This is a genomic window from Ureibacillus yapensis, assembly GCF_003515775.1.
In the GTDB taxonomy this organism is placed as follows: domain Bacteria; phylum Bacillota; class Bacilli; order Bacillales_A; family Planococcaceae; genus Ureibacillus; species Ureibacillus yapensis.
In genome coordinates, this window is the sequence record NZ_QWEI01000012.1 from 34,913 (window position 1) to 56,840 (window position 21,928).

At 40.0% G+C, this 21,928-nt stretch carries 20 protein-coding genes and 1 riboswitch; of the genes, 10 read left to right on the forward strand and 10 right to left on the reverse strand.

Going from position 1 to position 21,928, the window contains the following annotated elements:
* Nucleotides 1–276: 276 nt before the first annotated feature.
* From D1B33_RS16395 to fumC, 4 genes are all read left to right on the forward strand, one after another.
* Nucleotides 277–1,470, forward strand: a complete 1,194-nt coding sequence (locus D1B33_RS16395; RefSeq protein ID WP_118877486.1) for an ornithine--oxo-acid transaminase — start codon at nucleotides 277–279, stop codon at nucleotides 1,468–1,470.
* Between the two features lie 144 nt (nucleotides 1,471–1,614).
* Nucleotides 1,615–2,166 carry an SLOG family protein gene (locus D1B33_RS16400; RefSeq protein ID WP_118877487.1) on the forward strand — a complete coding sequence of 184 codons (552 nt, stop codon included), beginning with the start codon at nucleotides 1,615–1,617 and terminating at the stop codon, nucleotides 2,164–2,166.
* Nucleotides 2,167–2,271: 105 nt separating this feature from the next.
* On the forward strand, nucleotides 2,272–2,583 hold the full coding sequence (locus D1B33_RS16405) for a hypothetical protein (RefSeq protein WP_118877488.1): 312 nt from the start codon (nucleotides 2,272–2,274) through the stop codon (nucleotides 2,581–2,583).
* A gap of 265 nt (nucleotides 2,584–2,848) precedes the next feature.
* The gene (gene fumC, locus D1B33_RS16410) at nucleotides 2,849–4,240 is read left to right on the forward strand and encodes a class II fumarate hydratase (RefSeq protein WP_118877489.1); all 1,392 of its coding nucleotides are present in this window, start codon (nucleotides 2,849–2,851) and stop codon (nucleotides 4,238–4,240) included.
* A gap of 55 nt (nucleotides 4,241–4,295) precedes the next feature.
* On the opposite strand, the gene D1B33_RS16415 is transcribed toward fumC, so the two are convergent.
* The 5 genes from D1B33_RS16415 to D1B33_RS16435 form a co-directional block, all read right to left on the reverse strand.
* A complete protein-coding gene (locus D1B33_RS16415) occupies nucleotides 4,296–5,612 on the reverse strand; it encodes a nucleobase:cation symporter-2 family protein (RefSeq protein WP_118877490.1) in 1,317 nt (438 codons plus the stop codon).
* 87 nt (nucleotides 5,613–5,699) lie between these two features.
* Nucleotides 5,700–6,272, reverse strand: coding sequence for a xanthine phosphoribosyltransferase (locus D1B33_RS16420; RefSeq protein ID WP_118877491.1), 573 nt, complete (start codon nucleotides 6,270–6,272; stop codon nucleotides 5,700–5,702).
* 223 nt (nucleotides 6,273–6,495) lie between these two features.
* A riboswitch (purine riboswitch) is annotated at nucleotides 6,496–6,597 on the reverse strand.
* Between the two features lie 159 nt (nucleotides 6,598–6,756).
* Nucleotides 6,757–7,446 carry a hypothetical protein gene (locus D1B33_RS16425; RefSeq protein WP_118877492.1) on the reverse strand — a complete coding sequence of 230 codons (690 nt, stop codon included), beginning with the start codon at nucleotides 7,444–7,446 and terminating at the stop codon, nucleotides 6,757–6,759.
* Nucleotides 7,447–7,710: 264 nt separating this feature from the next.
* On the reverse strand, nucleotides 7,711–8,535 hold the full coding sequence (locus D1B33_RS16430; protein WP_158583010.1) for a methyl-accepting chemotaxis protein: 825 nt from the start codon (nucleotides 8,533–8,535) through the stop codon (nucleotides 7,711–7,713).
* Between the two features lie 238 nt (nucleotides 8,536–8,773).
* Nucleotides 8,774–10,225, reverse strand: coding sequence for an amino acid permease (locus tag D1B33_RS16435; protein ID WP_118877494.1), 1,452 nt, complete (start codon nucleotides 10,223–10,225; stop codon nucleotides 8,774–8,776).
* Between the two features lie 203 nt (nucleotides 10,226–10,428).
* On the opposite strand from D1B33_RS16435, the gene D1B33_RS16440 reads away from it, so the two are divergent.
* Nucleotides 10,429–11,643 (forward strand): CynX/NimT family MFS transporter, encoded by a 1,215-nt coding sequence (locus D1B33_RS16440; protein ID WP_118877495.1) that lies wholly within the window; start codon nucleotides 10,429–10,431, stop codon nucleotides 11,641–11,643.
* A 79-nt stretch (nucleotides 11,644–11,722) separates the two neighbouring features.
* Complete coding sequence (locus tag D1B33_RS16445) at nucleotides 11,723–12,277, forward strand: restriction endonuclease (protein ID WP_118877496.1); 555 nt, start codon at nucleotides 11,723–11,725, stop codon at nucleotides 12,275–12,277.
* A 78-nt stretch (nucleotides 12,278–12,355) separates the two neighbouring features.
* Here the strand turns inward: D1B33_RS16445 and D1B33_RS16450 are convergent, their stop codons facing one another.
* The 3 genes from D1B33_RS16450 to D1B33_RS16460 all read right to left on the reverse strand — a co-directional run bounded on the left by D1B33_RS16450 (nucleotide 12,356) and on the right by D1B33_RS16460 (nucleotide 15,504).
* Nucleotides 12,356–13,429 carry a nitric oxide synthase oxygenase gene (locus tag D1B33_RS16450; RefSeq protein ID WP_118877497.1) on the reverse strand — a complete coding sequence of 358 codons (1,074 nt, stop codon included), beginning with the start codon at nucleotides 13,427–13,429 and terminating at the stop codon, nucleotides 12,356–12,358.
* Between the two features lie 288 nt (nucleotides 13,430–13,717).
* Entirely contained in the window at nucleotides 13,718–14,683 is a 966-nt protein-coding gene (gene uvsE / locus D1B33_RS16455; RefSeq protein WP_118877498.1) for a UV DNA damage repair endonuclease UvsE, read from the reverse strand.
* A 113-nt stretch (nucleotides 14,684–14,796) separates the two neighbouring features.
* On the reverse strand, nucleotides 14,797–15,504 hold the full coding sequence (locus D1B33_RS16460; RefSeq protein ID WP_118877499.1) for a hypothetical protein: 708 nt from the start codon (nucleotides 15,502–15,504) through the stop codon (nucleotides 14,797–14,799).
* 340 nt (nucleotides 15,505–15,844) lie between these two features.
* On the opposite strand from D1B33_RS16460, the gene D1B33_RS16465 reads away from it, so the two are divergent.
* Nucleotides 15,845–17,428, forward strand: coding sequence for a sensor domain-containing diguanylate cyclase (locus D1B33_RS16465; RefSeq protein ID WP_118877500.1), 1,584 nt, complete (start codon nucleotides 15,845–15,847; stop codon nucleotides 17,426–17,428).
* A gap of 143 nt (nucleotides 17,429–17,571) precedes the next feature.
* On the opposite strand, the gene D1B33_RS16470 is transcribed toward D1B33_RS16465, so the two are convergent.
* Complete coding sequence (locus D1B33_RS16470; protein ID WP_118877501.1) at nucleotides 17,572–18,252, reverse strand: DNA alkylation repair protein; 681 nt, start codon at nucleotides 18,250–18,252, stop codon at nucleotides 17,572–17,574.
* 192 nt (nucleotides 18,253–18,444) lie between these two features.
* Here D1B33_RS16470 and D1B33_RS16475 point away from each other — a divergent pair, with 192 nt between their 5' ends.
* From D1B33_RS16475 to D1B33_RS16485, 3 genes are all read left to right on the forward strand, one after another.
* Nucleotides 18,445–18,639 carry a hypothetical protein gene (locus D1B33_RS16475; protein WP_118877502.1) on the forward strand — a complete coding sequence of 65 codons (195 nt, stop codon included), beginning with the start codon at nucleotides 18,445–18,447 and terminating at the stop codon, nucleotides 18,637–18,639.
* Nucleotides 18,639–18,836 carry a YwbE family protein gene (locus tag D1B33_RS16480; RefSeq protein WP_118877503.1) on the forward strand — a complete coding sequence of 66 codons (198 nt, stop codon included), beginning with the start codon at nucleotides 18,639–18,641 and terminating at the stop codon, nucleotides 18,834–18,836. The genes D1B33_RS16475 and D1B33_RS16480 overlap by 1 nt, the downstream gene beginning before the upstream one ends.
* 468 nt (nucleotides 18,837–19,304) lie before the next feature.
* On the forward strand, nucleotides 19,305–20,798 hold the full coding sequence (locus D1B33_RS16485) for a catalase (protein ID WP_118877504.1): 1,494 nt from the start codon (nucleotides 19,305–19,307) through the stop codon (nucleotides 20,796–20,798).
* Between the two features lie 134 nt (nucleotides 20,799–20,932).
* Here D1B33_RS16485 and D1B33_RS16490 read toward each other — a convergent pair whose 3' ends face one another.
* Nucleotides 20,933–21,862 carry an AEC family transporter gene (locus D1B33_RS16490; protein WP_118877505.1) on the reverse strand — a complete coding sequence of 310 codons (930 nt, stop codon included), beginning with the start codon at nucleotides 21,860–21,862 and terminating at the stop codon, nucleotides 20,933–20,935.
* Between the last annotated feature and the right edge of the window lie 66 nt (nucleotides 21,863–21,928).

The window sequence follows — 21,928 nt, forward strand, 5'->3', positions numbered from 1 at the left end:
GCAAAATATTTTGGCAAAATAGCCCATTTCAACTTTTTTGCGCAAAATTTTTCTGCCTAATGTTTATAAGAGCCAGAGATAGATAGGATCAAAAGTTGGCATGCAATTTGCTTTTATTAATATGAGAACAAAACTAAATTTCCTATTATTCTTTTTACAATCATTTGAAGACAATTAATAAGCCAGTAATGTTTTGTGCTTATAATCTTATGTAGGCTTTTAAAGAATTTCAGATGTATCCCCTATTTTCAAATAACCTTTTAAGGAGGATTTTCAATGGCGACAAAATCAGCGAGTGTAATTGAGTTAACGGAAAAATTAGGTGCCCGCAACTACCATCCACTGCCAATCGTTATTTCCGAAGCTGAAGGAGTTTGGGTAAAAGATCCTGAAGGCCATAAATATCTGGATATGCTATCAGCCTATTCAGCGCTTAACCAAGGCCACCGCCACCCCAAAATCATTAAGGCCTTAATCGATCAGGCAAACCGCGTAACGTTAACATCGCGTGCATTCCATACTGACCAACTTGCTCCTTGGTACGAAAAGGTAGCACAGATGACCGGCAAAAATATGGTATTGCCAATGAACACAGGTGCAGAAGCAGTTGAATCTGCCATTAAAGTTGCTCGCCGCTGGGCCTACGACGTAAAAGGCGTTGAAGAGAACAAAGCTGAAATTATCGGCTGCAACGGAAACTTCCATGGCCGAACAATCGGGGCTGTTTCCCTATCTTCCGAAAAAGCATATCAGCGCGGGTTTGGACCAATGCTGGAAGGGTTCAAATTAATTCCCTACGGTGATGCCCAAGCGCTAAAAAACGCCATCACTCCAAATACCGCTGCCTTTATCGTTGAACCAATCCAAGGTGAAGCCGGTATTGTGATGCCGCCAAAAGGTTTCTTAAAAGCTGCAAAGGAAATCTGCGAAGAAAATAACGTGTTATTGGTCCTGGATGAAATTCAAACAGGTCTTGCTCGAACTGGGAAGATGTTTGCTTACCAATGGGAAGATGCAACACCAGATCTATTAATTCTTGGTAAGGCACTAGGCGGAGGCGTGTTCCCTATTTCTGCCGTGGTAGCGAACGATGATATACTTGGTGTACTAAACCCTGGTTCCCACGGTTCAACTTTCGGGGGCAATCCGCTTGCTTGTGCCGTATCGATCGCTTCTTTGGAGGTACTGGAAGAAGAACATTTAGCAGAGCGTTCTTTGGAATTGGGAAACTACTTCCAAGAGCAGTTGCGGTCCATTGACCATCCTTCTATTAAAGATGTCCGTGGCAGCGGCTTATTTATCGGTATTGAATTATCCGAACCCGCTCGCTCCTACTGCGAAAGATTAATGGGCTTAGGATTATTATGCAAGGAAACGCACGAGTACGTCATCCGGCTTGCTCCCCCATTAATCATTACCAAAGAAGAAATAGACTGGGCTTTGGAAAAAATCAAATCCGCATTTGCCTAGTGTTTAAGGAAGTATACAACTGCATTGATACCAATAGAGAAAACGCATCCGAGGTTATTCGAATTCTTTTCGAATGACCTCTTTTTAATAAAAATGTTTAGAATTTATTATAGAATGGTACTAAAAGATAGAGGAGCTTTTGAAATGCAAACAATTTATATAACAGGCTATCGTCCTCATGAACTTGGTATTTTTAATGAAAAGCACCCGGGAATTGCGGTCATTAAAAAAGCTTTGGATCAGGAACTGAGAGTTTTATTGGATGAGGGCCTTGAATGGGTTGTCATTAGTGGACAGCAAGGGGTCGAAACTTGGGCAGCTGAAGTCATACTCGAACTAAAGAATGAATATTCTAATCTCAAATACTCAGTCATCACACCTTTTTTGGAACAAGAAAAAAATTGGAATGAACACAAGCAGCAAAAATTTCATTCAATCATAGCAAGAGCGGACTTTACTACCAGTGTGACAAAACGTCCTTATGAAGCTCCTTGGCAATTTATCGAAAAAGATAAATTCATCATTCAAAATACAGATGGCATGCTCCTGATATACGATGAAGAAAATGAAGGTTCACCGAAATATGTAAAAAAACTTGCGCATAAATACGAGGAGCAGCATAACTATAAAATAATTGAAATCAATGCGTACGATTTACAATCAATTGCTGAGGAAATGCAAAGAGAAAATTGGTAAAGAAAATAAAATGTTTACAAAAAATTAATTAAATTTTCTGACATTTAATATTTTTTCTGTTATAATACAATGAAACCCGTTTAAACGGATTAAGGAGATGATGCTATGGAACAAATTAGAATTGTAAACGAAACAAACCCGATTGTTGTAGCGCATGATACGTATAAGAGGGAGTGCTGCTATACTCGTGGGGTGCATATTCCGTACAAAGACTTCCTTGAAATTTTGGACAGCATGCCGACTGATACAAAAATTTACTTCGAGTTCCACAACCCCGGGAAACAAATTGCCCCAGGAACTTATTTAAATGGCCATGCAGGGCTTGCCAGAAGCATTGTAAACTATTATCAGAACACAAGAAACATGAAGGTTGCTTACCTCCACAATGGCCAAGATTTCTATGTTAAAATCATTTAATTTTTTGAGGTGACCAAAAAGGTGAATTCCAACTAGAACACCGCTGCTAAAGCCATGAGCTTCGCGTAAAAGCGGTGTTTAATTTTTTGTCCACCCTTATCTTATTCTTCTTCCCCTTTCTTCTATCCTCAGCAATTTTACGATCATCATTCAGTTATTCCTCTTTTATAAAGGCGAAAATCCTTGTTAAAGAATGTTGTTCATTTAATGTGTTATGATAATTTTGGGAATATTATTTCTACTTTAAACGAAGGAGTGTAGATCGATGGATTATCGTATTGAAAAAGATACTTTAGGTGAAATCCGTGTACCGGCAGACAAAATTTGGGGTGCTCAAACGCAGCGCAGTAAAGAAAATTTCCAAATTGGCGAAGAAAAGATGCCAATTGAAATTATCCGTGCTTTTGCCATCTTAAAAAAGGCGGCAGCGATTGCCAATAATAAATTAGGCAAACTATCTGATGTGAAAACAAATGCGATTGTGGCAAGTGCGGACGAAATCCTTGCAGGTAAATGGAATGATCAATTTCCTCTGGTCGTTTGGCAAACCGGCAGTGGCACACAATCCAACATGAATGTGAATGAAGTCATCGCCCATCGCGCAAACCAGTTGCTTGAAGAACAAGGCAGTGCTGAACGTGTCCACCCAAACGATGACGTCAATAAATCACAAAGCTCCAATGATACATTCCCTACTGCTTTGCATATTGCAGCGGTGGAAATTGTAGAAAACTATTTAATGCCCAGACTTCAATTATTAAAAGCAACACTAAAAGAAAAATCGGAAAACTTCAATGATATTATTAAAATTGGCCGTACACATCTGCAGGACGCAACCCCTCTTACACTAGGCCAAGAGATTAGCGGCTGGCACCATATGCTGGTAAAATCCGAAAAGATGATTATGGTCAATACTCAATTCCTGAAAGACCTTGCCATTGGTGGTACCGCAGTTGGTACAGGCATCAATGCCCACCCGCAATTTGGCGATATGGTGGCGGCGGAAATTAGTGCCTTAACTGGACAGGAATTTAAATCTTCCGAAAATAAATTCCATGCTTTGACAAGCCATGATGAAATTGTTTCCGCTCACGGTGCATTAAAAGCGCTTGCGGTCGATTTAATGAAAATTGCCAATGATGTCCGCTGGCTTGCAAGTGGTCCACGAAGCGGGATTGGGGAAATTACGATTCCGGAAAATGAGCCGGGCAGCTCCATTATGCCTGGAAAAGTAAACCCAACACAAAGTGAAGCCTTGACGATGGTTGTTACACAAGTGGTTGGAAATGATGCAACCATTGCTTTTGCGGCATCTCAAGGGAATTTTGAATTAAATGTCTTTAAGCCTGTGATTATTTACAACTTCCTGCAATCTGCCCGCCTGCTTGCAGACAGCATGAAATCATTTAATGACAATTGTGCAATCGGAATCGAGCCAAACATTGAAGTTCTTGAGCGTAACCTTGAAAATTCATTGATGCTTGTGACTGCATTAAATCCTTATATCGGGTATGAAAATGCGGCAAAGATTGCAAAAAAAGCGCATAAAGAAGGAACAACTTTAAAAGAGTCCGCAATATCATTGGGACTTCTAACTGAAGAACAATTTGATGAATATATTGATCCGAAGAAAATGATTTCTCCAAACGCGGAATAATAAAGAAAGGTGCTTCCCAAATGAGGAGGCACCTTTTTTAAAGCTTATCAATTGGCTATGCAGTTTGCTTATTATTTTCATTTAAAGGCTGAGTTTGTATGGATTCTATTTTTTTCGTTCCCATCATGTTAAATAGAACATTCAATACGATAGCCGTAACAGATCCACATACAATCCCGTTTGAAGTGAATACAGCCAACCATTCCGGCAACGCGGCAAAGATATTAGGTACAAAGGCAACTCCAGCACCTAATCCTACAGCAGTGGCTGCGATCATGGCGTTTTCCGATGAACGTGCAATTTCGGGTGCAAGCATTGTAATCCCTTGCGTCACGACCATACCGAACATCGCCAGCATTGCCCCGCCAAGAACTGGTGTTGGAATAATTGTTGTCAACGCTGCTACTTTCGGAAGGAAACCAAGCAGGACTAATAATCCGCCTGTAATTGCAATTACTTTACGTTCTTTTACGCCCGTCATTTTTAATAATCCTACATTTTGCGAGAAAGTCGTATATGGGAAAGCGTTGAAAATACCACCGATGATGGAAGCCAGCCCTTCAGAACGATATCCTTTAGCTAAATCCTTTGAAGAGAGCGGCTTTTTTGTGATATCACTTAATGCAAAATACACTCCTGACGATTCTACCAAGGAAACCATACCAACCAATGTCATTGTAAGAATGGCGGCAATATCAAATGTTGGCGCTCCAAAGTAGAATGGCTGCACCATATGGAACCAGGAAGCATCTGCTACAGGAGAGAAATTCACTTTCCCTAAGAAAGCCGCAATAACCGTCCCCATAACTAACCCTAAAAGAATCGAGATAGAACGTGTAAATCCTGTTGTAAAACGGTAGATCAATAAAATAACGATTAATGTAACCATTGCCAAGCCAATATTGGATGCTGATCCAAAGTCAGGTGCCCCTTGTCCGCCACCCATGTTGTTGATGGCAACCGGGATAAGTGAAATTCCGATAATAGTAACGACAGAGCCTGTAACAATTGGCGGGAAGAATTTCACCAATTTACCGAATACTCCGGCAATTAAAATGATAATAAGTCCGGATGCAATGATTGAACCATAAACTGCTCCAAGCCCCTTATCTGATCCAATTGCAATGATTGGACTTACCGCTGTAAACGTACAGCCCAAAACGACAGGCAATCCGATTCCGAATGCTTTTCCGCGCATGACTTGCAGTAATGTCGCAACCCCGCACATCATAATGTCGATTGCAACTAAATAGGTCATTTGCGTTGCATTAAACCCTAAAGCGCCGCCGATGATCAATGGCACCAAAATCGCCCCTGCATACATCGCAAGTAAATGCTGTATACCCAGCGTTGTTGCTTTTACGTTGTTCATTTGAACATTCTCTCCTTTAACTTATATGTATAATTACTTATTCGGGAGCAAGCCGCCCTGCAAAATTTAGCAGGGCGCTTCTGCTTTTTAGTCAAAAAATTCTACTTTTCCGTTTGTTAAAGATTTGATGTTTGCCAGAGATTCGATGCGGATTCCCTGCTCGCGCAACTGTTGCCCGCCTTGCTGGAAACCTTTTTCAATGACGATTCCAACGCCAATCACATGTGCACCTGCTTGCTCTGCGATGTCCAGCAAGCCTTTTACCGCTTCACCATTTGCCAGAAAGTCATCAACGATCAATACATTATCGTCTTCGCATAAATAATCTTTCGAAACCGAAATCTCATTTGTTTCGTTTTTTGTAAATGAATGCACGCTTGCCGAATAAAGGTTATCAGCCAAAGTTAGCGATTTGCGCTTTCGTGCAAAAACAACGGGTGCTCCAATCGTCAGTCCCAACATGGTTGCTGGCGCAATTCCGGATGACTCGATTGTCAATACTTTGGTAATCACTTCATCTGAATAACGATTCGCAAATTCATCACCAATCTCTTTCATTAACAGCGGGTCAATTTGATGGTTTAAAAAAGAATCTACTTTTAAAACGCTATCCGACAATACGCGTCCTTCTTTTAGAATTTTTTCTTTTAGCAATTCCATATGATGATTTCTCTCCTTCAGTTCAGATTAGAACATCACAACCCGGTCCAAAATATGTCGAGTTGGGTTTATTCTTAATGTGGATAATCGTCAAATTTCATTTTGATCCGCAAATAAAAAGCTCGGAAAACTTGTTCCGCCATGAGGGAAACAAGTCTTCCGAGCTGGAAATTCGAAAGATACAAGATACCGAAAAAATACTCCGCAAAAAAGGAACATTCGGATCTAAACTGGTTTCTCTCATAGTCGACTTATTTACGGTAAGTCGGTAGAAACTTGCGAGCCATATTCTCGCCGTTATATGAGTGAATTAATTTGTTAAGATTCTGTAAAGAATGTCCTCATTATAAACACGGATTTTATTGATTGCAATACTTCAAAAATAATAAAACGATTCTAATTATTCGGAAATTAACCGTTTTTCCAACTTTTTTAGTAATAATGTTCGGTTTTTGCAGTTGAATTCCCTTTCAATAATTAAATTTTACTGAAAAATTCCTTCCAATATTGATTTGAATTCTCCAAATGATTTACCTGTTTTTCCGAAAGCCCCCATACTTCTGCAAACCAAAATTTGTGCTTTTTTACCGTTATTTAACTTTAATTGCCCAATGCTTCCTTTTTGTTCGAGGACCTGCACTGATTGCAGCAAATCTTCCTCTGCATAATCTGCCAAATGCTCTTTAAAGCGTTCGATAAACTGTTTAAAGGTTGGGGCACCTTGGATGATTAATAATTCCGGCTCAAGTTCATCGATTACTTCCTTGAAAATTTCAAACCCTCTCAAATAGAGCGGGTCTTTGCTTTTCTTCAGCTGTTTTAGGAGTTCGTCTTCTACATTCAGGCAGTTTAAACTTGAAAAAACAACTTGCTGCTTTAAATTCTCTTTCATCCATGATGCAAAATTCAAGGCCCCTCTATATTCACGCGACGCCTCCGAAATTTCTTCTTGAAAAACATCTTGAAATAGATGTCGATCAACCAACGCATCGGCCAGGAATTGAATATCTGCATTGCCAATCTGAATCAGGGGTTCTGGTTGTGATCCTACTAAAAGAACCTTTGATTTATAAGCATTTCCATCTGCCTGAAATGGCAAAAACAAAATTTCGCCCGATTGTTCATCAATTAACCATTGCTCTATTTTTCTGAAAAACCCCATTGATACCGTCATTTGCTACACCCTTTACCTCATGTACTAATTTCTATAGTTATTATAACAAGGAAATTTCAAACTATTGAATATCTTTTCACTTCATACACCGCCGATTATTTGTACTCTTCCCAGTAAGTGCTGGTTTAATCAAGGTATTTTATAGGCTCTATCTATGTTATACCCTTTATAGTTATAGCCTAAAAACGATAGAAACCTCACAAAGGGTTTCCCTTCCTGAGGTTTCGACTGCAAATACTCTTTTATTTAAAATCTTTATTTCTTTTATGATAGCTGAGTTGATTTCAGAAATCCTTCAGCTGCCTGGCCAATCCTGTCAAAAGAGCCTCTAAAGTCCTCAAGAGTTGCTGAGTGTTCTTCTGCCATGGCAGCGATTTCCTGGATTGATGTATTATTTTTACCCACCGCTTCATTGACTTTTTCAAGATATCGGATAATATTAACAGCCGAATCTTTGCTCTGATCGGCCATTCTTCTAATCTCATTTGCGACTACCGAAAACCCTTTCCCATATTCCCCTGCCCTTGCAGCCTCAATAGCGGCGTTTAACCCTAATATCTTGGATTGGTTCGCAACACCCTGTACAGATTTAATTACTTGATATGCGTCCTCAACCATTTTAATAATAGATTCAGAATCACTTGAAATATTTTGGATATTAACGGAAATGACATCAGAAACCTTGGCTAATTGCTCAGTCATTTCGGTCATTTCACCCATAGTCTTGAGTAAATTATTTGCTGTACTGCGCAGAAAATCTACCTTTTCAGTTGATGTAGTTGTAATGATTAACCCAACAACTTTTCGATTATCTATAATGGGATTCCAAGTCACGATAAAAGGTAAGCCAAACTCATTATCTGGACCAAATTCCAGCCGATTTACCCTTCCTGTCTTTAGTGAATCCTCTAGAAGTGGATTTGGCAATGTATTAAGCAATGTTCCAACAGGTATATTAGTCGTATCAAACTCCGCCTTCACTTGAACAAGAATCTGCTCAGTGTCAGTAATGAGAATCGATGTTGGCTCGGTGAAAGATTTTTGAATTGTTTTGACATTATTAATGATCTCTTGCAATTTTTTCGACATTCGCATTCACCCTTTCATGGCAACAAAAAGTCAATTTTGATAACAAATTAAACAGACTAACCTTTTTGGAAAATTATATCATTTCCTACATCTTTTATCTCCACAACTTCTTGTTAGAAAATCGGTTCTTTTACCCTGAAAATTAAACTATTATTATTTAAATATTTCCATTCGCTTTCTCTAAGATAGAAAAAAGCCGGCAAATTTCACTTTTCATGAAATTTGCCGACTCTAGATTTTATTTTGTTGATCTTAAATCGCATTTTTCTAAAGGTACTATTTTGGTTTTGTGTTTGATTTTATAACCAAGCCATAATGCAAGGAATAGCGGAATGCCAATATAGGAAACGGCAATTCCGTACCAGTCGATTTCACCGCCGGTAAAGGCCGTGTAATTCTGGCCTGCTATAACAATTAAACAGATTGCCAAGGCCAATAATGGGCCAAACGGGAATAATTTCGCTTTATAAGGAAGCTTGCGCATATCAAGTCCTTGCAGCTCATAAGCTTTACGGAAACGATAATGGCTGATTGCAATCCCTACCCAAGCGATAAATCCGGACAACCCTGATGCATTCAATAACCACATATAAACGACGCCATCTCCGAAGAAAGAAGAAAGGAATGCAAGGCATCCAACCGCCAATGTAGCAAGTAAAGCATAAACAGGAATGCCGCGTTTTGATAATTTTGCGAAGACTTTTGGGGCTTTCCCATCGATTGCCAGCTGCCAAAGCATACGAGATGAGGCATAAAGCCCTGAATTCCCTGCTGAAAGCATGGCCGTTAAAATGATGGCATTCATCACGGAAGCTGCAAAGGCAATCCCTAATTTATCAAATACCAACGTAAATGGAGAAACCGCAATATCCTCGGATAATAACCTTGGATCTGTGTAAGGAATCAGCAATCCAATTGCAAAAATGGATAAAATATAAAACAATAAAATTCTCCAAAAGACTGAACGCACAGCTTTGGGAATATTCTTGCCCGGATCATCCGTCTCCCCTGCCGTGATTCCCAGGAGCTCTGTTCCTTGGAATGAGAAACCAGCCGCCAGGAAAATTCCGAAGATGGCCAGGAACCCTCCGTTAAACGGTGCATCTCCCACGAAGAAGTTTTCAAATCCAACAGGATCATGTCCCTTTAAAATACCGAAAATCATCAAGAACGATACGATGATAAAGACAATTACAGTTACCACTTTAATCATTGCGAACCAATATTCACTTTCACCATATGCTCTTACAGATAACAGATTAAACGTTAATACCACTGCAATAAATAAAATTGTCCATAGCGCGGAAGAACTATCAGGGAACCAATATTTCATAATCAAGGTCACCGCGGAAATCTCGGCAGCAATGGTAATTGCCCAGTTGTACCAGTAATTCCACCCCATTGCAAATCCAAAGGCGGGATCGACAAATTTTGTGGCATATGTACTAAACGACCCTGACGTTGGCATGTAGGCTGCCATTTCCCCAAGACTTGTCATTAAGAAATATACCATGACCCCAATCACCGCATAAGCAACGAGTGCGCCGCCAGGGCCAGCTTGTGCGATGGAAGCCCCGCTTGCCAGGAATAGGCCGGTCCCAATGGTTCCTCCAAGAGAAATCATGGAAATATGGCGACTTTTCAAGGTCCTTTTTAGCTGGGGTTGACTCTCTCTATGTTTGTCACGCATATAAAAAAACTCCTTTAATTACAACTGACCGATATACAGAATCTCCATGATCCTTGCATAGCAAAACAGCATCTAAAATCGTATTTTTAACTTTAACTAAAATCCCCTAAGGGGTAAGATAGAAATGAATCGTATTTAAGTTTAACATGAAAACTTCTATTATTTAATTGGTAGAATTTTCTTAACCATTTTGGAGGAAACTGATGACTGCTAAAAAACAGAACCCTAAAAGCAAGAAGTTCAAGATAACGGCTTCAACTCTTACTTTTGTGATTGCAATTATTTTTCTTGCATCTACGTTAAGGACTCCTTTAACGGTAGTTGGACCCATTATTTCATCTATTCGTGATTCTCTCGGAATTTCGAATGTACTTGCTGGATCCCTGACAACAATTCCTTTACTTGCGTTTGCGTTAGTTTCCCCTTTCGCACCAAATATAGCACGCAGACTCGGAATGGAAAAAACATTGTTCTATTCGGTTATTTTGCTAGCGATCGGGATTATTATACGTTCCCTTGGGACAACTTCGCTTTTGCTCTTTGGAACTGTCCTGATCGGTGTGGCCATTTCATTTGGCAATGTGTTGGTTCCAAGTCTTTTTAAACTTAGATTTCCATTGCATGTTGGGTTATTAACAGGAATTTATACCGTCTCCATGAATCTTTCAGCTGGGGCGGGCCTTGGCCTCAGCAATCCCGTTGCAGAGAATACATCTTGGGGATGGCAGGGTGCATTAGCCATGTCCTTGGTTTTAGCAATCCTTACATTGATTGCATGGATTCCTCTTTTACGCGGAGAAAAAGTTGAATTGAATACTCTCTCAACTGCCGAAGCCAACACGGTTGAAATCAAAATCTGGAGAAAGCCGCTCGCTTGGGCAATTGCAGCATCGATGGGATTGCAATCACTTCTTTATTATTGTATTACTACATGGCTGCCTGAAATACTGGTTTCACAGGGTTACTCGGCGGAGGAAGCCGGCTGGCTGGTGTCCTTCATGCAGCTTGTGCAAATTCCCATGACATTTCTGATTCCTATTATTGCCGAAAAACTTAGTTCTCAAAGGTCAATCGTCTATATGTTTACGGTGCTTTATCTGATTGGATTTGGGGGAATATTCTTTGAGCTTACGGACTTCTCGATTTTGTGGATGATTTGCCTTGGTATGGCAAGTGCGGCTTCCTTCGGGATTGTCATGATGTTCTTTACTTTGCGGACTAAAACAGGCTATGAAGCTGCTCAAATCTCCGGATTCGCTCAATCGATCGGTTATTTATTAGCCGCAGGCGGGCCGGTGTTATTTGGTTATTTGCATGATTTCACAGGCAGCTGGAACATTCCGAATGCATTATTTATCGCTTCTTCATTAGCACTATTCGTTGTTGCCTTTATCAGCGCCAAAGACCGCTACTTATAGGATAAGATAGCAAAAGCAAACATACGTACCCCTTTTATGTTATACTAATGAAAATCGTTCGTTAAAGGGGTATACCTTGTTGGGAAAGCGCAAAGAAAAAAAGACATCACGCATTCGATTAATTCCAATCCTTTTTCTGTCAGCAATTGCTTATGGCGGATGGCATTATACGGGAACCACTGATGGTGCGATCGGTGCAGTGGTTATTTTCCTGATCCTATTCATTGTTTTTAAGGTTTGGCTGAGGACAAGAGGCTCGGCTCGCTTGAGAAGAGCGGGCATAAAAGAAATTGATGCTATGACAGGTGAAGAGTTTGAAGAATTCCTGGGGCATCTTTTTAAAAAACGAGGCTATAAAGTATCCTACACAAAAGCTTCCGGGGATTACGGAGCCGATTTAATACTGGAAGACCGGGAAGATGTTATTGCGGTTCAGGCAAAACGCTATTCCGGGAATGTCGGCGTCAAAGCGGTCCAGGAAATCATCGGGGCATTGAAAATGTATGAAGCAACGCAAGCCTGGGTTGTGACCAATAGTTATTTCACAAGACAAGCGGAAAAACTGGCTGAGACAAATGATGTCTACCTTATCGATCGCGATGAATTAATCGATATTATCTTAAAAAAACGTTAATAAGGAGGCTCGCCGGAATGATCGATTTCCGGCAGCCTCCTTTGTTCATTGTCGCTAATGTTTTCGTCACAAAGGAAGTTAAAAAGGGCTCTTTTGATAAAAGTAATTTGGCTTTTTTATCAAGTTTTCGATCGGTTTATGGAAAATATGCGTTGTCGCCGGGGATACCGGTGGAATGAGCCAAGTCCAGTTTCCGGTAACTTGACGCTGCGCCTCAACTTCTTGCTGCTCAAATAATTTAAACTGCTGTGCTGCAGTATGGTGATCGACAATACTTACCCCATCTTCTTTAAACGAATGAAGAACCGCCACATTTAACTCAACCAGCGCACGATCCTTCCAGAGTGAACTGTTGGACTTCGTATCAATGCCCAACAGTTCAGCGACGGCAGGCAATAAATTATAGCGGTTAACGTCCGCGAAATTCCGCGCACCGATTTCCGTCCCCATATACCAGCCGTTAAATGGCGCCGCATTAAATTCAATTCCGCCAAGGCTTAGCTTCATATTGGAGACGATCGGGACACCATACCATTTTAAATTCAAATGCGATAGCTGGTCGTATTGCGGATGGCGAATTGCCACTTCCAAGATGTATTCTTTTGGAATATCGAAAAATACAGGCTCCTCTTCCCTTAATTGAATAACAAGGGGCAGCACATCAAAGGCGGTTCCTTCCCCTTTCCAGCCCATCTTTTCACAAATTTTCGTAAATTTAATGGAATCTGGGTCCCCTATGATGCCATATTCCGTTTCATAGCCCGCATAGCGGATTAATTGGTTATTCCATATTCTCAGCATTTTTGGCTTAAAAATTGTAATCGTTGGCCGGATTTTCCCGCCATTCCCCGCATACTCAATATGACGAAGAAGTGCATGGAATATTTCTTCTTCGGTTTCCAGATGGCGCTCGTCAAATACATGCAAGGTATTCCAAACAAAGCGCCCGATACAACGGTTGCTATTTCTCCATGCAACTTTCGCTCCAAAGGTCAGCTCCTCGGTCGTTGGGATAAACTCTCCCATTTTGTCTATTTCATCTAAACGGTTGGTTACCCAGTCCTCTGTTAAACCATTTTCAGATTGATATAATGATAGAAACTCAACTAACTCTTTTTGATTGATCTCACTTTGCTCTCGACGTAATGTCATGGTTTTCTTTCCTCCATGAGTCTATATTATATGAAATAATTTCCTGCGCTCAATTGAAGATGCACTTCAAAAAGATGTATTCTTGATACATGACTAATAATTGACATAATTACAGACACCCTTTGCCCAAATAGGTAGCGAGCTCTATATTATGCAGGCAACATCGGAATGGTTAATAGTAAGGAAGGGCGCAACCTGCTCACATGTAAAAGATAAATAAAAATACAGCGGCACCAAGGACTTATCGCAGCGTCCTGTTGATGTCACTGTGTCTTTAAAAATCGTGATTTACTTTAAGTAAAATGAAGACCCATCAATTATTTCTGCATCGCTTCTTTTTTTGATTTCATCCATCAACGCAAATAAAGCTGCATCTTTCTGTTTTGCCTCAATCATGCAATGAATTTCCGGAACGGTTCCCTTAATGGCGTTTAAAAAGTCAAAAAACATCTCTGCATCCACAAAATCCGAATGATGGCGGAATTCCGTCTGGCTTTTTGGGCTCGAGATATGCATTTTAATAGGAAGCGGTGAATCTTTCCATGTTGCCGCAATGCGTTCCCACTCTTCCTCCCACTCCGCATTTCGGTGGTGAGCGAGATGATGGTGATAATCAAATACAAGAGGAATGCCCAGCTTTTCGCATAGATACAGTGTATCTTGCATTGTAAAAGAAGTATCGTCATTTTCAAGGAGAATCATCTTTTGAATGCCTCTTGGCACATCCATCCAGTTATCCACGAAACGTTCCAGCGACTTTTCTGTTTCTTTATAATTGCCTCCTACATGGAGTACACATCGATGAGCAGGATCGATTTTCATTCCTTTTAGCAAAAGATAATGCATTTTTAGGGTTTTTAGTGAATTCTTCAGTACATCTTTATCCGGGGAGTTTATCACAACAAAATGGTCTGGATGAAAATCGATTCTGATGCCATGCTTTAATGCAAAGTCCCCTATTGCCGCCAGTTTTTCTTTCAGTGGTTTTATATAATTCCAATCCGCCAGTTCTCCGTGATTGGCAAGCGGAATCAGACGTGAAGTTAAGCGATAAAAATGAATTTCATTTGCCGCATTATGTTTCAGCAGTCGATGTGTATTTTCTAAATTGGCGAGGGCAATCCGTTCCAATTTTCGGATGGCAGCTTCACGATCCTTAATTTTTTGGAACGCTGCAAACGTCATCGTTTGGGATGGCGAGGCATTTTTAAGCTTCATGCTCATGGCCACATAACCCAGTCGTACAATTGTCATTTTTTCCACCTCATGCCTAGTATGAGGCAAAATCGACAATTTCATTAAAGGGCCTTTAGATGCAGAAAGGACGTGTCTCAGCCCAAAGACACGTCCTTTAATTTATAGTTTCTTTAGTGGAGTCCAAGTTCTTTTTGCTTCTGGGTAACAGCCTTCATGAGTTCTTGATCTTCCACAACAGTCACATCCGGGTCCCAATGCTCACCTTGAAGCAATTGGAACTGGAACTTCTCGGCATATGGCGCCGGTCGGTTCATCATATATTCCACAATTTCTTTTTTGATGAATTCCCTTGCCTCTTGAGGCGTTCGTTGTCCTGTCACCACTTCATGCATCATGTTCATGGAAAGTGTGTTTGCCCCTTCATTATCGCAATGAACCGACACTTCCCCTTTTGTGCGGTCGATTACCAGGCTGCCTTCCAGCTGCGCAACGAGTCCTACTTTGTCTGCCGGAACATGGTAATCAATGAATTGTTCAAGCACATCGGTATGCGGTTCCGGGAAATCATGCGGCACGCCATCCTTGAATGCAATCGTACGTTTCCAAGGTCCATTATTATGCCAGACCAGGTAGCTTTGTGTTGCTTCGTTTGGCGGCCCGTAAAATTTCATCGTATTTTCGGCAGCCATTTTCGCTGTAGCCGGCCAATCATTGATGATTTCCTTTACCGTATCTGCATTAATAATTTTATTCGTTTCTTTTTCCGCTTGTCCGTTTTCATGCAGCTTTTTGTTTTCGGCCATTGCAACGGCCGCCAATTTCAAACGTTCTTCGCCGGGCACTTGTTCAGCAAACGTCTTATTCATTTCATTTGCCACTTTGCAGTCCTCCTTTGATTATTGAAATCTTTCTCTAATTTCTTATTCCCGCTAGTTACACCCATAAACTTTCCGAATTAGCTCTTCATTTCGCAAGGGTAAACTATCCATCTATATAATTTTCTTTCGCAACCGGGAAAATTAGACTATACTGGACACTAATTATATTACTCGATTATATTAACTAAATCGTTTTGGTAAAATGTGAAAACTCCTAAATTACTAGTATAATAGTTATTACAAATTTTACAAAATTGGGAATTTACTCATAAAGTGTATATTTTATTGGTTAATAGTGGTAAATTTATCAAAGGAATTTATAGGACAAGGGTTAAATTGTATGATGAGAAAACACAATGGGATGAAGCTCCGTTATATTATCAGCATGTTGGTACTGCTGACAATTTTGCTGACTACTTTGGTAACCGGCTATTCGATGAAAGCCGTGTTGAATGAAACATTAACGGAAAATTATTTGAATAAAAATTATGAATACGCCAAAAAAACCGCATTGGATACGAGTGTATTAATCGAAGAGATGAAAGAGAATGTTGAAAATCTTTCAAAAAGCATTGCAGACGGGAATTTTACACAAGAAAAGATGAATCAATGGTATTTGGCTAATGGCAACAGTTTCAATTCAATTTTTTCTACCGATGACCAAGGGGTTGTATTGTGGATGAGCCCTCTTAAAATAGGGAACAATAAAGTACACCCAGGCACCCAATTGAGGGATCCATTAATGAATAAGGCTTTAGAAGAAAGGCGACCATTCATTTCCAGTCCCTACTTGGTTCAATCAGGGAATTTGCTTATCTTGATTTCACATCCTGTATACGATGATCAAGGTACATATAAAGGGACTGTTGGCGGGACGGTTTATATCAATGGAGAAAACACAATGAACAGTTTACTGGGGAATCAGGTTATTTTGGATAACTCATCCAGTTTTATTGTAGATCACCAGGGGACCATTATCTTCCACACCAATAAAAAAGATATTAACGTCAATATTGCAGAATATCCGATAATGGACATTATTTCGAAAAAGGAAAGCGGTTCAGCGAAGTTCATCGGAAATGAAGATATCGAATATTTTACGGGTTATGCATACTTGGAGAACACGGACTGGGTAGTGGTTTCACAGACGCCCGTCTCCATCATGGAAAACCCGCTGGAAGAGCTCACTAAAAAAGTGATTATCAATTCACTGCCTCTGCTTATTATTATTTTAATCGCTGCACTTATTATTTCCAGCCGGATTTCGACCCCACTTACAAAATTGGCGGTGTTTTCCCGTAATGCCATCGTGAATGGAAAAGTGCACGAAACCAATAAGCAGATCCAATTAAAATCTTCCATCAGTGAAGTAAGGCAGCTTTATCATGACATACAGGAGCATATACAGCTCTTAACGGATCAAAATCAAAAGGATGGATTGACAGGTTTATCGAATAGACGAATTTTTGATTCACAGATCAAGGATTGGGTTGAAACAAAAACGCCTTTTGCCGTCATTATGTTCGATATTGACCGATTCAAATTAGTAAATGATACGTATGGCCACTTGGTTGGGGACGATGTGTTGAAGTATGTAGCCAATATTCTGCAGGACTATTGCCGGGAAGATGATGGCTGTTTCCGTTATGGCGGCGAGGAATTTATTCTCCTATTAAAAGGCATCCAAACAGAAGAAGCAGTCCAAATTGCCGAAAAACTAAGAACCGGAATTGCCAATACCATCAGTCCAACAGGAGAACCAATCACTATTTCATTAGGAATTACCGTTTTAAGAGATGAAGACCATCATCCAAAAACAATCATAGAGCGTGCAGATACAGCGCTTTATCATTCTAAACAAACGGGCCGAAACAGAACAACCATTTATGAACAGATAAATGAAAAAAGCGCAAGCTCCAAATAGCTGTGCTTCTTCGAAAATGCCACATATCAAAGCAATAAAATTCTTGTGAATAAAACTCAAACCGCGTCTTGAGAAAAGATGCGGTTTTTTTATGTTTTCCAAGGCCCTCCGGTGTTGGTTTGTTCAATAGTTGGCGTTTATCTTTAGGAAAAATGTTTTAAAGCCTCCCGCTCACTAAGCGGTTTTAATCGATGTTGCGAAACAAAGTTTTTCACATTTTCAGGGCTGGTTTTAGCATATTCGCGCAATGCCCATCCGATTGCCTTTTGGACAAAAAATTCATCACTATTTGCTCTTCTTAAAATATATCGAAATAGGCGCTCTTCATTTGTTTTTTCTTTAAACTTGAGCTGATATAAAATTGCCGCTCTTTGCAGCCAGATATTCTCATCTTCAATCCATTTCTCTGCATATAAAGGAACAAGTTCATCATTCTTTAAAAACATATATCCAAAGATATGAGGCGACAGTACATCTACCGTCTCCCACCATGACTTTTTCACAATCAACGAGGATAACCAAGGCATCTCACTGGATGTGAGGCCTTTTTTAGCTTTATCAAGAATATCCAACGCCGCTTGTTGATATTCTCTTTCCGGTAAATCCCACAGACAAAAAATGATATCTTTTAGATCACCATTAGAAGGCAATCCGTGTTCTTTTATATACTGATTTGTTAATTTTCGACGAATAGGCGCTCGAATACCTAAAAAGTCAAATTGATTTCTCAAATATTTCTTGGACCACTCAGCATATTCCGCATCGGCGTGTTTAGTATAGATATGAACAAGTTCTCGAATGTATGGATGGTTTAATTCATTCATATATGTTGTTTCCTTTCATTTTTACCCTTTACGGTTCCGGTATATCTTGCTCCAGAGTATTATTATTTTTCCTTAATCATTATCAGCGCTCTTTCCTCTCGCCTTCATCTCCTCTTTCAACTATATTCTTTCACAATAAGCGGCAATAGATTATACTAAGAAGCACTACTATGTATAATGGAGGAATTTCCCATGACCGAGAACCATCAATCCGAAGCGCCAAAAAAGAAAATCAGCCTGCAAGAAGCAGTAAAGAAGCAGCTTGAAAACAAAAAGAACAATGCCTCTGCTGGCAACGGTAAAATGAAAACAGATCTTTCAACGAAAAAAATGAAAAGCCAGCAAACAAAAAAAACAAGCAATACCCGCAGAAAGATGGGTGTCTGATGAACGGCCAAAATCGGAAAGATATATTACCGGGAATCACTGTTGATATTGTTCTAAAAAAAGACCAAAAAACAGGAAAGCTTACTAGAGGCATCGTGAAAGATATTCTCACAAAATCAGGTACGCATCCCCACGGCATTAAAGTTAGGCTTACAGATGGCCAGATTGGACGAGTACAGGAAATTCACTCTAACTAATAAAAAAATCGAATATTAAAATGAAGCGACTTCTAAATTTCCAAATAATAACCGCATCTAGCAAGGGTGCGGTTTTTTTGCATTCTCCAATAAAAATGCAATCCCACTTCCTTTTCAGCAACGCTATTATACTTCAATAATATTAAGAAATAACTTTTTCAATTAGACCCTCTCATTTTCAATAAGAGTGATTTTTCTCACACATCAACATTATTAATCTATTGCTGATTCTAGAAAAAAGCAAACTTGAATACACTATATATAATGAGCAATATCCTACATCCCACCCTTAAGAACCTTTTGCATCAGCGTTCCCTGTGCTTTCAAGATTCCTCCACTAAATATTTTCACTGTCCAAAGAGATTATAAACATTTCTTAAAAAGAATTATTATAATTTAGTAGAAATTATGATGTAGGTTTGCTATACTGTTTTTTGAAGAGGTAATAATAATCAGGAGGTTCCCTACATGACAAATAATAATCAACGTTTAACAACTATTACTGGTGCACCGGTTGTCAGTCATGATGATGCTTTAACGGCTGGTCGCCGTGGACCGATTTTGCTTCAGGATGTTTTCCTAATAGAGAAATTAGCTAATTTTAACCGTGAAGTGATTCCGGAACGCCGTATGCATGCCAAAGGTTCGGGAGCATTCGGCACTTTCACTGTCACTCATGACATAACAAAATATACAAAAGCAAAAATCTTCTCTGAAGTTGGCAAGAAAACAGAAATGTTCGCCCGTTTCTCTACAGTTGCCGGGGAACGCGGTGCTGCTGATGCAGAGCGTGATATCCGTGGTTTCTCGCTTAAATTCTACACTGAAGAAGGCAACTGGGATTTAGTCGGAAACAACACACCTGTATTCTTCTTCCGTGATCCAATGCACTTCCCGGATTTAAACCACGTCGTTAAGCGCGACCCTAAAACGAACATGCACAATGCGAACAGCAACTGGGATTTCTGGACTAGCCTGCCTGAGAGCTTACACCAAGTGACAATCGTAATGTCTGACCGCGGTATCCCCGATGGTTACCGTCACATGCACGGATTCGGTTCTCACACATACTCGATGATCAATGCAGACAACGAGCGCGTATATGTGAAATTCCACTTCCGTACAGAACAAGGCATCAAAAACTTAACTGATGAAGAAGCGGCGAAAGTAATCGGCCAAGACCGCGAATCTTCACAACGTGACTTATTCGACTCAATCGAAAAAGGCGATTTCCCAAAATGGAAAATGTACATCCAGGTAATGACGGAAGAGCAAGCTCGCAATTCAAAAGATAACCCATTTGATTTAACAAAAGTATGGTACAAATCTGAATATCCATTAATCCCGGTTGGTGAATTCGAATTAAACCGCAACCCGGAAAACTACTTCGCTGATGTTGAGCAAGCGGCATTTGCTCCATCCAACGTAGTGCCTGGTATTTCGTTCTCGCCTGACCGCATGCTGCAAGCGCGTCTATTTGCTTACCAAGATGCTGCTCGCTATCGTTTAGGTGTGAACCACCACCAAATTCCGGTCAACCAGCCACGGTGTCCATTCATGGTATACCACCGCGATGGCCAAGGCCGTGCTGATGGCAACAACGGCAGCGCTTTAACATACTATCCAAATAGCTACGGTGCATTGCAAGCTCAACCGCAATACAAAGACCCTGCTCTTGCTTTGGATGGTCCGGCTGATATCTATGATTTCCGCGAAGATGATAACAACTACTTCGAACAGCCAGGCAAATTATTCAACTTAATGACGGCTGAAGAGCAACAGCGTCTATTCGACAATACAGCTGCAAACTTGCAAGGTGTAGAAGAGTTCATCCAACGCCGCCATATCCTGCACTGCTACCTGGCAGATCCGGCTTACGGCGAAGGTGTCGCAAAAGCCCTTGGTTTAACTTTGCATGGCATGGAACTTTCAAATCCTTATTTAACTAAAGTTAGTCAATAACTCAATTCGAAAGCATTATTGATATCCAATCATATGAAGACACAATTCGACCTTTTTTAATCGAGTTGTGTCTTTTCTTATATCTATTTCAAAAAACCAGGCCGATTTTTTACCGACCTGGTTTTCTTTTCATATTATGCAAATAAAATCGTAGATAAATAGATCACCACCGTCACCGTTAGACAACTCACGATTGTGGAAAACAAAACGGTTTGCGCTGCCGTATTTGATTCTACATCATATTCAAGCGCCAAGCTGGAACTGTTCCGGGAAGTCGGAAATGAACTGGCAATCAACAACGATTGCGCCACTACCCCATCGATACGGAATAGATAAATAATACACAAGGCCACCGCAGGTCCCACTATCAATCTTGTAAAACAGCTAATCACAATCGTTTTATTGATCATTGTTTTTAAGTCGATTTGAGACAATTGTGCACCAAGTGTAATTAATGCGATTGCAATAAACCCTTCGGCAATATGTTCTAATGGAATTCGAATGGTTTGGGGAATTTCAACATTCAGTATGTTCAGGATCACACCGATGATGAGTGCATGAAGAATCGGCATTTTCAAAAAGTCCCTTATAATTTCCCGTCCGGATTTTGTTGCGGAAATTAGGTTATACAAACCATATGTATAAGTCGTCATATTCTGGAAAATAACCAGGATGACTTGAATGGCTACCCCTATTGGCTGAGTTGCAAAAATCATTTGAGCTACAGGAATTCCATAATTCCCCGAATTAATCAAAACCACACTATTTTTAAATACCGCAGATTCCTTTTTCTCAAGTTTCATCCACTTGGCGATATAGTGGCTTAATAGCATCTGGCTTCCTATGAAAAATACGATAAATAATGCGACCTGTCCTAGAACCGACATATCAACCGATGTTTCATATATATTCAGAAAAACTGCTCCCGGCATAAAGCAATAGGTGATCAACTGGGACAATGCCTTTAAATTAAACTGAAACTTTTTCTGCAACAATGCCCCAATGATTAACAATATTAAGATAGGAGCGACAATCTGGAAGAAAATCATGGATAGATAAATCATGAACTGCGAATCCTTTCTTCTTACACTAATTACTATTATTGTACTCTTTTCTTAAAATAGTTGAAA

What these genes read in the sequence shown, in the direction of transcription:
- fumC (WP_118877489.1), top strand. Translation starts at nt 2,849, where the DNA reads ATGGATTATCGTATTGAAAAAGATACTTTAGGTGAAATCCGTGTACCG.
- D1B33_RS16475 (WP_118877502.1), top strand. Translation starts at nt 18,445, where the DNA reads ATGACCGAGAACCATCAATCCGAAGCGCCAAAAAAGAAAATCAGCCTG.
- D1B33_RS16430 (WP_158583010.1), bottom strand. Translation starts at nt 8,535, where the DNA reads ATGTCGAAAAAATTGCAAGAGATCATTAATAATGTCAAAACAATTCAA.
- D1B33_RS16395 (WP_118877486.1), top strand. Translation starts at nt 277, where the DNA reads ATGGCGACAAAATCAGCGAGTGTAATTGAGTTAACGGAAAAATTAGGT.
- D1B33_RS16490 (WP_118877505.1), bottom strand. Translation starts at nt 21,862, where the DNA reads ATGATTTATCTATCCATGATTTTCTTCCAGATTGTCGCTCCTATCTTA.
- D1B33_RS16440 (WP_118877495.1), top strand. Translation starts at nt 10,429, where the DNA reads ATGACTGCTAAAAAACAGAACCCTAAAAGCAAGAAGTTCAAGATAACG.
- D1B33_RS16425 (WP_118877492.1), bottom strand. Translation starts at nt 7,446, where the DNA reads ATGACGGTATCAATGGGGTTTTTCAGAAAAATAGAGCAATGGTTAATT.
- D1B33_RS16480 (WP_118877503.1), top strand. Translation starts at nt 18,639, where the DNA reads ATGAACGGCCAAAATCGGAAAGATATATTACCGGGAATCACTGTTGAT.
- D1B33_RS16405 (WP_118877488.1), top strand. Translation starts at nt 2,272, where the DNA reads ATGGAACAAATTAGAATTGTAAACGAAACAAACCCGATTGTTGTAGCG.
- D1B33_RS16400 (WP_118877487.1), top strand. Translation starts at nt 1,615, where the DNA reads ATGCAAACAATTTATATAACAGGCTATCGTCCTCATGAACTTGGTATT.
- D1B33_RS16415 (WP_118877490.1), bottom strand. Translation starts at nt 5,612, where the DNA reads ATGAACAACGTAAAAGCAACAACGCTGGGTATACAGCATTTACTTGCG.
- D1B33_RS16420 (WP_118877491.1), bottom strand. Translation starts at nt 6,272, where the DNA reads ATGGAATTGCTAAAAGAAAAAATTCTAAAAGAAGGACGCGTATTGTCG.
- D1B33_RS16465 (WP_118877500.1), top strand. Translation starts at nt 15,845, where the DNA reads ATGATGAGAAAACACAATGGGATGAAGCTCCGTTATATTATCAGCATG.
- D1B33_RS16485 (WP_118877504.1), top strand. Translation starts at nt 19,305, where the DNA reads ATGACAAATAATAATCAACGTTTAACAACTATTACTGGTGCACCGGTT.
- D1B33_RS16470 (WP_118877501.1), bottom strand. Translation starts at nt 18,252, where the DNA reads ATGAATGAATTAAACCATCCATACATTCGAGAACTTGTTCATATCTAT.
- D1B33_RS16450 (WP_118877497.1), bottom strand. Translation starts at nt 13,429, where the DNA reads ATGACATTACGTCGAGAGCAAAGTGAGATCAATCAAAAAGAGTTAGTT.
- D1B33_RS16435 (WP_118877494.1), bottom strand. Translation starts at nt 10,225, where the DNA reads ATGCGTGACAAACATAGAGAGAGTCAACCCCAGCTAAAAAGGACCTTG.
- uvsE (WP_118877498.1), bottom strand. Translation starts at nt 14,683, where the DNA reads ATGACAATTGTACGACTGGGTTATGTGGCCATGAGCATGAAGCTTAAA.